A 12733-nucleotide genomic window follows, 5' to 3' on the forward strand; every position below is an offset into this window, starting at 1 on the left:
GATATGCCATCCAGACCTAGGTCAATAACCGTAAGAAATAATCGATCTAAACGTGCCCCTTGGAATCTCCCGCCCCGATGGCTCAGCCAATCAATCGGGCATACACCGGCCGGTCAATATTCCCACCGGACAGAATCACCCCCACCTTTTTCCCCCGCATCGCTTCACGTTCCTGCATGAGTGCCGCCAAGGCCGCGGCGCCTGCCCCTTCGGCGAGGTTATGAGTGTCGGTGTAATACACCCGCATGGCCTCGGCAATTTCCGCGTCGCTGACCGCGACGATCCGCGCCGCAGCGGCCCCATAGAGGGCGAAGGCCTCGGGAATGGGTCTACGCACGGCCAGACCGTCGGCAAAGGTATTCGCCGAAGCGGTCTCACAGAGCCTTCCCGTTTCAAATGACCACTTCGCCGCGAGGGCCTCGGTGGACACGACGCCCACCACATGGGTTTTCAGCCCCAAGGCATCGCGGGCGGCGATGACGGCGCAGATCCCCGAGCCACAGCCTATCGGCACATAGACGGTGTCGAGGTCCGGCACCACCTTGAACAGCTCAAGCCCATAGGTCGCCACGCCCTTGACCAACTCGGGATGGAACGGCGGCACCAGGTAGAGCCCCTGTGCATGGGCCAGGCGTGCAGCCTCTTCGCGGGCCTCATCGAAATCGCGGCCATACTCGACCACCTCGCCGCCAAAGCCGCGCATGGCATTGTTCTTCTCCACCGAGTTACCTTGGGGCACGACGATCAACGCTTTCAAACCCAATGCAGTAGCCGCCAACGCCAGGCTCTGGCCATGGTTGCCGCGCGTCGCCGTGACGATGCCTTTCGCCTCGGGGTGCTCACGCTTGAGCCAGTGCACGAAGGTCAGGCCGCCGCGCACCTTGAAGGCCCCGGTCGGGGTGTGATTCTCGTGCTTGACCCACACCGTGCAACCCAACCGCTCAGCCAGCAACGGCCAAGCGTATTGGGCAGTGGCGGGCATGAATTGATAGAGATGGCGGGCTGCGTGTTCGATGTCGTCGCGGGTCAGTGTGTGCATGATGGGCCTCCAGGTTTTGCCCAGTCTAATCAGCGCGACGGCGACGGGGCTTTCAGAAAACTGACCTGACTTTCAGCCCCGCTCTTCATTACTATGCTGTGCATGAGCCCGCGAAAACGCCAACCGCCGCCCCTGTCTGAACCGGTCCGTCGTATCGAGGCAGGGCCGTGGGCGATCGAATTGCTCCCCGGCTGTGCTTACGCGACCCGCTATATCGCGACCCAGTCGGCGATCGGTTTTGCCTTCGACAGCCAGCGCGGCCGGCACGCCATCGGCAGCGACCGCGTGTTGCCCTTCGAGGCGCTGCCCAACGGCCTGGCATTCGTTCCCGCCGAGTGCGACGTGTTCTCCGAATCCCCCAAGGGCGGTGAATACCTGCGGGTGGTGCGCACCGACGGCCTGGCGCTGCCGGGGGAACATGCGTTCAACAATCGCATTTACCCGCAGGCCATCACCCTCGCGCTGAGAATGCGCAGCGCACTGCTGCGTGCCACGGCAGAGGATGATTGGGAGGCCTGGGCACTTGGATTGGCTGAAAGGCTGAAGGACCGCGGGAAGTTTTCGGCGCTCTCCCAAGGCTCGATCACGGGCAGCCGGATGCGCCTGCTCGATGAATTCATCGACGCCGGTCTCGACGGTCCGCTGGGGATCAAGGAAATGGCCGGGCTGCTGGGCTTGTCCGAAGGTTATTTCATGCGGGCATTCAAGCAAGCGACCGGCAAAAGCCCACACAGCTACTTGATCGACCGACGCCTGGCCAAGGCACGGGCGCTGATGGGCGATTCAACCGCCCGGCTGACCGACATCGCCCACACTTGCGGCTTCAACTCCCAGGCGCACATGACCACGCTGTTCAGGCAACGCCTTGGCGTCAGCCCGGCGCAGTTGCGTGGGGATTGGTTATGCAACTGATACACCGCCCCCACATTCGATCAGCAGACAAAACATCCATGGGCAAGCTCGCCCCCCTGTGGGAGCGAGCTTGCTCGCGATGAGGTCCTGGCAGTCGACATTGATGCTGAATGGAAGACCCCTATCGCGAGCAAGTTCGCTCCCACAAGTGGACACGTTCAAGCCTGCTCGGGCTAGCCAGCGGTCACGGTCATGCCACCGTCCGCCATGACCACCGCACCGACGATAAAGCTGGCCCGGTCCGAAGCCAGGAACGCCACCACCTCGGCGATTTCTTCCGGCTGTGCGGCCCGGCCAATGGGCGCGGCTTCACCGTGTTGCGCAAGGAACGCCGGACCGTCCTCGACCACGTCATTGAGGATGTTGGTGACCACATCGCCAACACCGATGGCATTGACGCGAATGCCATGCTCGATGACTTCCAGCGCCAGGGTGCGGGTCAGTTGCGCCAGGGCGCCCTTGGAGGCGGTGTAGGCGGCAATGGTCGGGAAAGCGAAATAGGACGCGTAGGAGGCAATGTTGACGATGGCCCCCGACTTGTTCGGCATCATCGCCTTGACCGCTTCGCGTGAATGCAGGAAAGCGGCGGTGGCGTTGACCGCCTGGATGCGCTCCCAGTCCTGGCGCGTCATGTCGATGACGAGTTTGTTGATGATGATCCCGGCATTGTTGACCAGGATGTCCAGCCGACCGAACTGCTCAATGGCCACGCCGACAGCGCGCTCGGCGGCGCCATCCTCGGTGATGTCGGCCTCCAGCGGCACCAGCCCGGGACGGGCCAGCTCGTGGACGGCGGGGTTGATGTCCTCAGCGACCACCTTGGCGCCGCGGGCATGCAACAGCAATGCGATGGCCTTGCCGATGCCACTGGCGGCGCCAGTGACCAGTGCAACCTTGCCTTCGACTTCGTGGGGAATGTTGTGTTGGATATCGGTCATGATCGCTCTCCTGCGTGAGCGGGCAGACGAGACATTCGCCAGCCCGGCGCCCGTGGGCGCTGTCGTTATCGACGGCTTCACTTTCTCGCATCGGCGACTGCCGGGCTTTCGCAGGCTTGCTGGGACTGTCGGGGTTTTGCGCAAAATGTGGCCAGGGATTGCTCCTGCTGGGCTCTGTAGGAGCTGGCGAAGCCTGCGATCTTTTGATCTTGATCTTTCGCTTGAGATTCAAGTGTCTGGGGAAAGATCGCAGCCTCGCTGCACTCGACAGCTCCTACAGGGTCAGGAACAACGCGGAGGTCCAGACCCGTGACTGATCTCGCTGGCGGGCGCAGATGAACAAGGGGTGTTCACGCCCAGGCGCAAGCCCCAAGCGGGCCAGTTCGATGTTGCCCTGCAACTCACGGGGCAACGGCGCAGCGGTCATCCGTTCCAGGGACATCTTCAACTCCGCGCCCGGCAACGCTTCGACCACTTGCGATCGCGCCAGCAGCTCATCGCCGGACAGCTCCATCACCACCGTCGGTGCGTGCACGTAAGGTTGCGGTTCGGACGGGTCACCGACCTTGACGTAGTTGTCGATACGGCTGTGGATCTGCAGCCTGGCGCCGGCCAATTGCGACAGGTCGATTTCGATGCTGTCGGTATCGCCATTGGTGTCGGTGCGAAACGCCAGGACCGTTGCGTCCTTGCGCCATACAGTCTGTTCGGGATGGTCGAGGCCCAAGGCGCGAAAGCCATTGATGACCGCGCCGGTGATGCGGATTTCGCCTGTCCAGTAAGCGCCGCGATAACGGTCCTTGATCCGCGCGCCCCCCAGGCGCAGGCGAATGCGTTGCGCGCAAAAACCCAGTTCCTGGTGCAGATTGCGCGACCAGATCAACTGGTCGCCATCGAACAGATCGACCTGCTCCCAACCTGCCTCTCCCAGCAGTCGATAGTCCAGGCAGGCAGTCGAATCGGCAGTGAAGACTTCCCCCATGAAGTGCTTGCCCTGGCGCAGGCTGGCAAACGAACGTTCCCCAGTCGTGGCGAAGGTACGGCGGGCACGCAAGGCCTTGCCGACGCTGGCCCGGTCGAAAGCCTCGGCGACAACGCCGGTCAGCCCACCACGGGAGCCGAACACCGCCGTGGCCGGAACGCCGCCACCGCAGCGGCCCTGGTGTTCATCGCTGTTCGCCGCGGCGCCGACCCGATAGCCTCGCTGCAGCGCTTCGGCATAGACCCAATGGAACTGGCCCCAGGCCGAACCCACCTCGATCAGCCGTTCAAGCTCCGGGTGATGCCAGTCGAGGTTGCAACGGCGTCCGCCGACATGGGGCATCATCAGATGGCCTTCGGGGTCCTTGGCATAGGCGGCGTACAACTCGTCCACCGGCCAGGCCCCTGGCTTGATGGTGCCGGCGGTGAACTCGTTCCATTCGAAGGAGCGCACCAACCGGCCCTGATTGTCGAAAGGGAATTCGGGTTTGCGGTCATGCAGGAATACGACGTTGCGATCGCCGCCCGCACAGGAGTTACCGCACCACTCGGTCCCGGGATAACACACGAATCGGCCCGGCTCATTGAGTTCATGGATCAGCTTGACCGCCTGGTCCCAGCGTTGCTCGGTGATGTTGAAGTCGTTGGCGGTGTAGCCGAGGACATCGAGGCCGGCGACATCGCGACCGTAGCTGAGGTTGTACAGCGTGTCGTTGGTGCCCACCGTGTCATCGGAGTGCACATGCAAGTCGGCGTAGAGCGGGCGCAACGCCGTACCGGCCGGGTCGACAGTGACGAAGGCCTGGGCACCGTCGACAAAAGGCGTCGCGACCTCGGCGGACAAACGCCACTCGCCCACGGCGCCGAGGTCAAGCGCCTCGAGCCGGGCCGTCGCCCAACCTTCGGCCGCCAGCGTGAACGGCTGTTGGCGCTCGCCGCCCTCCGGGTCAACCAGGGTCAGCACACCTTCAAGCGGCAGGTTTCGGCAGGTATTGCCCCAAGCATCGTCCATCCGCAAGAGGACATCGAACGCCTCACCGGCGCTGACCAGTCGAGGCACGATCAACTGCACGAACTGCGCCGGCCCCGGCACGATGTCCAACAAGGGATCACCGGGCACCTCGGCAAATTTCGAGCTGCCCAAGGGATCGATGAACAGGCGGAAACGGAAGTCCTTCTCGACGAAGCTCTGCACCCGCGTCCCTGCCCCGCCCTGGCGTCGGTCGCCCAGGCGGATGATGACTTTATCGCCCGGGTTCAGGTAACCGTCGATGATGTCGATGATGATCGCCTTCTGGAACGGCCGCTCATGGCCCTTCTGGTCGAAGCGCACTTTCAAGTGCTGCACCGTGGCCTGGCTCTGGCCAGGGACCAACTCACCCGCCTGGTACTCGGCGCTGACATAGTTGGGACCGGCCGGGTTCGAGGTCTGGAACAAGGCCCAGTCGGAGTAGAACTTGAAGGCCAGCTTGAGCCACGCACCGTCGGCCAGGCCGCTGCCACCGACCTCGTAGACCAGGGTGATTTCATCCCACTGCCCGGCGACCAGCGTGTCACGGTCACAATGGACGCTGCCCAGGAACGGACGTTTCTTGTTGCGCTCGTACAGGCCTTGCGGGGCGATGTAATGCCCGGCTTCGCGGGGATCGAAAACGTTACTCACATGACACCTCGTGCAGTGGTCCACTGAAGGGTTCGAATACGTGGGGCGATGCTTATTGCACGCGCCATTTCTGGTAGTGACGCTCGATGCGCCGGAACACGAAACTCTCCATCAGCCAGGCAATCAGGCCGATCAGCACAATGCCCAGCAGCACCTGGCTGCTGTTGCCGATCTGCCCGCCCGTGGCGACCATCCAGCCGATGCCCTGGGAAGCGCCGATCATTTCCGCCGCGACCAGCGCCCGCCAGCCCTGGCTGAAGCCGATGCGCAAGGCAGCGGTCACGAACGGCAACGACGCCGGTAAATAGACATGGGCCAACAGTTGCCATGCGCTGGCGCCCAAGGTCCGTGCCGCGCGAACTTCACCGCCGCGGATGCTTTGCACGCCCTCCTGGATCGTCACGGCCATGGGGAACATCGCGGCAATGAAAATCACCAGCACGATGGAGACATAACCCAGGCCGAAAATGATCATGATCAGCGGCGCCCAGGCAATCGGCGGGATGGCCATGAACAGGCTGTTGAGCGGCGAGACGAAATCGCGAAAGCGCGAGGACAGGCCAGCGGCCGTGCCCAGCAGGAGCGCAACGATCACCGCGGCACAAAAACCACCCAACTCTTCCAGCACACTGGCCTGCAGGTGCTGCCACAGTGAACGGTCACCCAGCCAGCGCAGCGCCTCGCGGGCAACGTCCCAGGGCTGCGGCAGGATGTAGGTGGGAAAGCGGCTCGCCAGGGCGATCCAGATCAACAACAGGAATGGCAGCGACGCCCATCCCCAATTCGGTTTTGGCAAGGACATGACGGACTCAATGCGCGGATTTTTCCAGGTAGGAGGTGTCCACGATCTGTTCGGTCTTGAGCGTGGTGTCGATAAAGCCCAGGTCATGGGAGTAATCCATCAGGCGCTGGATGAACTGGATGTCCGACGCCTGCAAGTCCGCCGACCAGCCCAACCGGGTCCGGGCCTGGGCAACGATGGCCTGCGGCGCGATGGTCTTGCCGTCAACGCCTTGCACCGCTTCAAGCTTGAAGGCCTCGGCGATGAGCCGGTTCGATTCGTCGGGATGTTCATTGAGGAAGGCGATGGCCTTGCGATGGGCGCGGAGCAGCTTCACCACGTCATCCGGGCGCTCCTGCAGGGTTTTTGGCAAGGCGATCACCACGTACCACGGGTATTGCGGCAGCGCCTGGTTCACGTCCAGCAGGATCCGGCTCGAACCGCGCAACACCGACTGGCTGACGAAGGGCTCCCAGGAAAACGCCGCGTCGACGATGCCCCGTTCAAGGGCGGCGTTCATGTTGCCCGGCGGCATGTCGATGATGTCCAGGTCCTTGTCGGGATCGAGCCCGGCCTTTTCCTTCAGGACATAACCGCGTAACAGCACATCCATGCCACTGCCCTTCTTGACCCCGGCGAGCTTTTTCCCCTTGAGCGCTTCCAACTGAGTGATCGGACTCTTGGCGTCGACAATCACCGCGGCCTGGCCGTAATTGACCTTGGCCAGGATCCGGCTTTGCAGCCCGCGGGAAAACCACTGGTACACCGGTGGGGTGCCGACATAGGCCACGTCCAGTTCGCCGGCGGCCAGTGCCTGCTGGATCACCGGGCCATCGCCCAAGGCCTTGAGGTCGACATTCAAGCCTTCTTCGCGGTAGTAACCCTGTTTGTCGGCGATCAGCGCTGGGGCGTTGGCCATGGCGAACACATAACCCACGCGCAAGGGTTTCGCCTCGCCCGCCACGGCGAATGCGCTGCCTGCCAACGTGGCAGCAGACAAGGTAAGGGCAAGCAGCGAACGTTTGATCATGCTGTCAGCTCAAGTCGAGGGGTGGGGTAAACCGTGGTGTCGCAGGCGTCCATGACCTGGGCGATGCGCGTCATCAGCTCATTGCGGTAATCGAGGAACGCCGGCAGGCGACGGGTTTTCAGGTTGCTGCGCGGACGCGGCAGGTGGATCTCCAGCTCGCTGTGAATACCGCCCGGCGCGATGTTGAGCACGATGACCCGATCGGCCAGGAACACCGCTTCGTCGATGTCGTGGGTGATGAACAACACCGTCTGGCCCAGTTCGGCCCAGAGGCGCAACGTTTCTTCGTTCATGCTGTTGCGGCTGATGGCATCGAGCGCGGCGAATGGCTCGTCCATCAGCAACACGCTGGGCTCCAGGGCCAGGGTCCGGGCCAGGGAGACGCGCTGTTGCATGCCACCGGAAAGCTGGTGCGGCAGCCGATGCGCCGCACTCTCCAGACCGACCAGGCGCAGGTACTGCAACGCCTGTGCGCGCTGCTGGGATTCGTCGGTGCAGGCGCTCATCCGCAGACCGAAACGGACGTTTTCCAAAGCGCTCAACCAGGGAAACAATTGCGGCGCCTGGAACACATAACCCAACTCCGAACGCTCCGGGCGTACTGCGGTCTGGTTGATGGTGATGCGGCCACTTTGCGGCTGCACAAACCCTGACAGCAGGTTCAGCAAGGTGGTTTTCCCGCAGCCGGATGGCCCCAGGATCGCGACGAACTCGCCGGGTCTGGCGTTCAGGCTGAAAGACGAAAACACGCGGTGCCCATTGGGGTAGCTGAAGCTGATGTCATCGACCGTCAGGGCATCGGCTTGTGGCGGTGGGTAAGCAAAGGTGTTGAGCATGGCAAGTATCGTCAGGTCGTTTACAATGGGAATGCCTGACATAATACGTATTAATACAAGTAGTCCCAATAACCTATTTTTATAACCTTAGAAGTGAAGGCACCCTGCCCCACTCAAGGCCATGGAAGCTGACAGTGTCCACCTCCATTCTTCGCGACAGCACCACCTCGCTCTACGAACAGATCGCCCATCAACTGCTGGAGGAAATCCAGCGCGGCGACTACGAACCCAGCGGCAAGCTACCGTCCGAGGCGCAGTTGGGCGAACGCTTCGGGGTGAGCCGCGTCACGGTTCGCCTGGCCGTGGGCAAGCTCAGCGACGATGGCGTGGTGGAACGCAAGCAAGGCAAAGGCACCTTTGTGGCGGCCAAACAGGTACGCCATGGCCTGGATGCGTTGCGCAGCTTTCATGAGGCGTTGTTGTTGCAAGGGCTGCAACCGAGCATGCAGGTGCTCAGCCATGCCCTGCAGCCCGTTCCGGAAGCCCTGCGGGGTTTGTTTGAGGCAGCAGACGACTGCCTGCTTCTGGAGCGACTGCACTTCGTCGATGACGAACCCATCGCGTTGGGACGCAGCCACCTGCCGGCAGCGTTGGCCAGCGTGGCCTGGGCTGAGGTCGAACATCAGCCGATCTATTCCATTCTCGAATCGATCACCGGCTTGGCGGTCAGCCGCGCCGATCTGGCCATCCGCGCGCAGGAAGCCGACAAAAGCCTGGCCAGCGCGCTGCACGTCAAACGCGGTGCCGCGCTGCTGGTCATGGAGCGCACGTCCTATTTCGCCGACGGCCGCTGTTGCGACCGCACGACATTTTTCATCCGCCCGGAACGCTACGCCTTCGTGCTCAGTGGGGTGTTCAAATCCAATTCGAGCAGTTGAGCGATCAGGCTACCCAGCATCGCCGCCAACTGAACCAACGCCATCGCGAGCAAGCTCGCTCCCACAGGGGATTGGCGGCGGATGAAAATCTTGCAGCCACCTCGAAAAAGTGTGGGAGCGAGCTTGCTCGCGAAGACGGCGGCACAGTCAATATTGATGCAAGCTGAACCACCGCCATCGCGAGCAAGCTCGCTCCCACAGGGGACTGGCGGCGGATGAAAATCTTGCAGCTACCTCGAAAAAGTGTGGGAGCGAGCCTGCTCGCGAAGACGGCGGCACAGTCAATATTGATGCAAGCTGAACCACCGCCATCGCGAGCAAGCTCGCTCCCACAGGGGATTGGCGGCGGATGAAAATCTTGCAGCCACCTCGAAAAAGTGTGGGAGCGAGCTTGCTCGCGAAGACGGCGGCACAGTCAATATTGATGCAAGCTGAACCACCGCCATCGCGAGCAAGCTCGCTCCCACAGGGGATTGGCGGCGGATGAAAATCTTGCAGCCACCTCGAAAAAGTGTGGGAGCGAGCTTGCTCGCGAAGACGGCGGCACAGTCAATATTGATGCAAGCTGAACCACCGCCATCGCGAGCAAGCTCGCTCCCACAGGGGACTGGCGGCGGATGAAAATCTTGCAGCCACCTCGAAAAAGTGTGGGAGCGAGCCTGCTCGCGAAGACGGCGGCACATCCAACCTCGATTTCGCGAACCAGTGACCTGAAACCACCGCCTCAATGATCGTTATGAACGCTATTGACCCGACTGTCCGCCAGTTTGAACACCACGCGCTGGGGGTGGTTGATCGAGACCAGGTATTCCACGGGCTGCCCTTGGCGGTCGAAGATCACGCCCCGGTAGACCAGCGCGGCCGTCCCGGGCTCGACGTCCAGCAAGCGGGCCTCCTGGTCGTTCATCGTGGCGATGCTCAACGTCCCCTCGTCGCTTTCTATTTCGATCTGGTAGCGCGATAACAACAATGCATACAACGAGGCCCCCTCGATCAGGTCTCCCGCCACCAGCTCCGGTGCGCGAGCGGCCGGGATGTAGCTGGTCTCGATGCAGAATGGTTTTTGATCCACGGTACGCAGGCGCCTGATGGTCAGCAAGGTGTCGCCTTCCTGGATCTTCAGCAGTTTCGCCACACGGGCACTGGCCTGGGTTTGTTCGAAGTAGAGCAATTTACTGCCCGGCCTGGCCCCCGCTTGCTCGACCACTTCGGCAATGCCTTTACGGGCCACGGTATTGAGTGGCCGCTCGACACCTGGCGCGGTCACGAAGGTGCCGCGGTTGCCCCGGCGCTCCAGGACCCCACGGTCGATCAGCGTTTGCAGGGCCTTTCGTAGCGTCATCCGGCTGATGCCCAAGTGCTCGGCCAGGTCCCGTTCCGCCGGAATCCGCTCGGTTGGCCCGAACTCCGGACGCTCCAGCATTTCCAGCAGCACCTGGACGGCCTGCCAGGCCACCTGCTTGCGTTCGGGCGCCAGGAGCGCCACATCGGATGACTTGGAAGGAAGCACTTTCATGGTCTACATCCTGGATTTATTTTTTTTGCCAAGGCGTTGCAACATTACCCACTGGAAACCATTGCAAACCCGCCAGCTTGATCATGAGAACAAAAAATCGGCCCAGTGCCTACCTTGAAAACCGCGCCGGCAGCGCATTAGACCATGGAGGAAAAGCCTTGTAATGGTATTTTTCATGGTATAGCTTTTGGTCTAAATGGTGATCATGAACCGCAACACGACCACCACAACAAAGCCTCCAGGAGCTCACATGACGATCCAGTTCAACCGGGAAACATTCATCACTTCCCTGCAGCAATCCGTGCAAATCGTCGAGGACGCCCAGCAGTTTGGCCAAGAGCTGGCCACGCGGATCGACCGCATCTACTTCGTCAGTTGCGGCGCGCCCAACCGGATCATGCTCGGTTTGCAGTATTGGCTTGAGCGCTACAGCCAAACCCTGGAAGTGCGTCGTTATTTCCCGGCCGATTTCATGGACATCGATCCACCGCGCCTGGACGAACGCACCCTGGTGGTCCTCGCCTCCAAGTCCGGGACGACCCAGGAAACCATCGCCGCCGCGCACTTTTTGCAAGACAAGCCTTGCCTCACCGTCGGCGTGACGCAAACCGCCGAATTACCGCTGGCCCAGGCTGTTCAACATTGCTTTCTGCTGGGACGTACCGATGAGGCGTACTTCGGTTGCTTCATGATCCTTCAGGCATTGGTCGGCGGGATCCTGGCCAAGCGCGAAGGCTGGCCACTGCTGGACAAGCTCACTCGCTCGCTCAAGGCACTGCCACAAGCCCTGGCCGATGCAGCGATCAATAACGACCGGCGCGCCGTCGAAGAGGCACGCCTGTATAAAGATGATCGCGTGATGTACTTCCTCGCCTCGGGTCCGATGTTCACCACCGCCTATGTGTTTGGCGTCTGTGTGGTGATGGAAAGCCAGTGGCTGCATTGCCTGCCGGTGGAGGCAGCCGAATTTTTCCATGGCCCGTTCGAAGCCATCGACGCAACCACCCCCCTGCTCCTGCTGGTGGGCGAAGACCCCAGCCGGGCACAGATGGAACGGGTCGTGCGCTTCTGCCAGCGATACACCGAACGGGTCATGGTCTATGACGCCAAGGACTTCCCGATGGAGGGCATCGACCCCGAGATCCGCGCCATTGTCGCGCCCTACATCGTCGGCATCGCCGTGGAACGCATCGCCGCGCATCTCGCGGTCTGGCACCAGCAGCCACTGACGACGCGCCGCTACATGTGGAAAACGGAGTACTGAACATGGGCAGTCTGATCGCGGTCGGCGACAACACCCTGGATGTGTACCTGGACCGGAACATCGAATACCCCGGTGGCAACGCACTCAATGTGTCGGTGCTTGCCGCCCGGCTAGGTGCTCGCAGTGCCTACCTGGGCTGCGTTGGCGATGACCGGCAAGGCCAGTACCTGCTCGATTGCCTGCAACAGGAAGCCGTCGATGCGTCCCGCTGCCGGACGCTGACGGGGGCCAACGGCTGGGCGTGTGTCGACAGCATCGATGGCGAGCGAGTGTTTCTCGGCAGCGATCCGGGCGTCTGTCGCCAACTGCGACTTGATGCCGACGACCTGGCCTATCTCGCGACATTCCCGCTGGCCCACAGCAGCCTCTACAGCGGTCTTGAGGGCCAACTGGGGCAAATTCGCCAGGCCAGTGGCTGCCTGTCATTCGACTTCTCGGACAACTGGGTCGAGTTCGATTGGCAGGCACTGATCCAGCAGGTGGACATTGCCTTCTTCTCAGCGGCCGACCTGTCATTCCGTGACGCCCATGACCTGGCGGACTCGATGCGGGCGATGGGCCCGGCGACGGTGGTCATCACCCGTGGCGCCCAGGGCGCCCTCGCAGTCGACGCACAGGGCGTGCATGAGCAGGCGGCGCGGCCCTGCGCGTTCGTCGACAGCATGGGCGCCGGCGACGGTTTTATCGCCGCGTTCCTGCTGGCATGGCAAGCCCGGCTAACCCTTGCCGAGTGCCTGGCACGAGGCGTCGATCATGCCGGCCAGGTGTGCGGTTGGGCTGGTGGCTTTGGCCATGGGCAGACCGTGGACAGCCAACGCGTTCAACAACTGAAACAAGCCTTGAATATTCAAGGCTGATGCGTGCTGCCCCGGGCCCCTCCCGGGACGGCTCTACC

At 62.2% G+C, this 12733-nt stretch carries 11 protein-coding genes; 4 read left to right on the plus strand and 7 right to left on the minus strand.

The features are described 5' to 3' along the window. Nucleotides 1–82 precede the first annotated feature (82 nt). On the minus strand, nt 83–1039 hold the full coding sequence (locus AC515T_RS17300; protein WP_496529331.1) for a threonine dehydratase: 957 nt from the start codon (nt 1037–1039) through the stop codon (nt 83–85). A 93-nt stretch (nt 1040–1132) separates the two neighbouring features. On the opposite strand from AC515T_RS17300, the gene AC515T_RS17305 reads away from it, so the two are divergent. Next, nucleotides 1133–1951, plus strand: coding sequence for a helix-turn-helix transcriptional regulator (locus AC515T_RS17305; RefSeq protein ID WP_496529332.1), 819 nt, complete (start codon nt 1133–1135; stop codon nt 1949–1951). 173 nt (nt 1952–2124) lie between these two features. Here AC515T_RS17305 and AC515T_RS17310 read toward each other — a convergent pair whose 3' ends face one another. The 5 genes from AC515T_RS17310 to AC515T_RS17330 form a co-directional block, all read right to left on the minus strand. Continuing rightward, nucleotides 2125–2889: an SDR family NAD(P)-dependent oxidoreductase gene (locus tag AC515T_RS17310; protein ID WP_496529333.1), complete on the minus strand. Its 765-nt coding sequence runs from the start codon at nt 2887–2889 to the stop codon at nt 2125–2127. A 274-nt stretch (nt 2890–3163) separates the two neighbouring features. Continuing rightward, the gene (locus AC515T_RS17315; RefSeq protein ID WP_496529334.1) at nt 3164–5533 is read right to left on the minus strand and encodes a hypothetical protein; all 2370 of its coding nucleotides are present in this window, start codon (nt 5531–5533) and stop codon (nt 3164–3166) included. Between the two features lie 52 nt (nt 5534–5585). After that, nucleotides 5586–6335 carry an ABC transporter permease gene (locus AC515T_RS17320; protein ID WP_496529335.1) on the minus strand — a complete coding sequence of 250 codons (750 nt, stop codon included), beginning with the start codon at nt 6333–6335 and terminating at the stop codon, nt 5586–5588. A 7-nt stretch (nt 6336–6342) separates the two neighbouring features. Then, the gene (locus AC515T_RS17325) at nt 6343–7344 is read right to left on the minus strand and encodes an ABC transporter substrate-binding protein (RefSeq protein WP_496529336.1); all 1002 of its coding nucleotides are present in this window, start codon (nt 7342–7344) and stop codon (nt 6343–6345) included. Next, on the minus strand, nt 7341–8180 hold the full coding sequence (locus AC515T_RS17330; RefSeq protein ID WP_496529337.1) for an ABC transporter ATP-binding protein: 840 nt from the start codon (nt 8178–8180) through the stop codon (nt 7341–7343). The genes AC515T_RS17325 and AC515T_RS17330 overlap by 4 nt, the downstream gene beginning before the upstream one ends. Before the next feature lie 134 nt (nt 8181–8314). Between AC515T_RS17330 and AC515T_RS17335 the strand changes: the two genes are divergently transcribed. After that, the gene (locus tag AC515T_RS17335) at nt 8315–9058 is read left to right on the plus strand and encodes a GntR family transcriptional regulator (RefSeq protein WP_496529338.1); all 744 of its coding nucleotides are present in this window, start codon (nt 8315–8317) and stop codon (nt 9056–9058) included. Nucleotides 9059–9782: 724 nt separating this feature from the next. Here AC515T_RS17335 and AC515T_RS17340 read toward each other — a convergent pair. Continuing rightward, on the minus strand, nt 9783–10574 hold the full coding sequence (locus AC515T_RS17340; RefSeq protein WP_496529339.1) for a GntR family transcriptional regulator: 792 nt from the start codon (nt 10572–10574) through the stop codon (nt 9783–9785). 250 nt (nt 10575–10824) lie between these two features. Between AC515T_RS17340 and AC515T_RS17345 the strand changes: the two genes are divergently transcribed. Together AC515T_RS17345 and AC515T_RS17350 are read left to right on the plus strand one after the other, a co-directional pair. Beyond that, the gene (locus tag AC515T_RS17345; protein WP_496529340.1) at nt 10825–11838 is read left to right on the plus strand and encodes an SIS domain-containing protein; all 1014 of its coding nucleotides are present in this window, start codon (nt 10825–10827) and stop codon (nt 11836–11838) included. A gap of 2 nt (nt 11839–11840) precedes the next feature. Further along, complete coding sequence (locus AC515T_RS17350; RefSeq protein WP_496529341.1) at nt 11841–12695, plus strand: PfkB family carbohydrate kinase; 855 nt, start codon at nt 11841–11843, stop codon at nt 12693–12695. Nucleotides 12696–12733: the final 38 nt, after the last annotated feature.

It is taken from the genome of Pseudomonas sp. FSO-7, assembly GCF_059579345.1.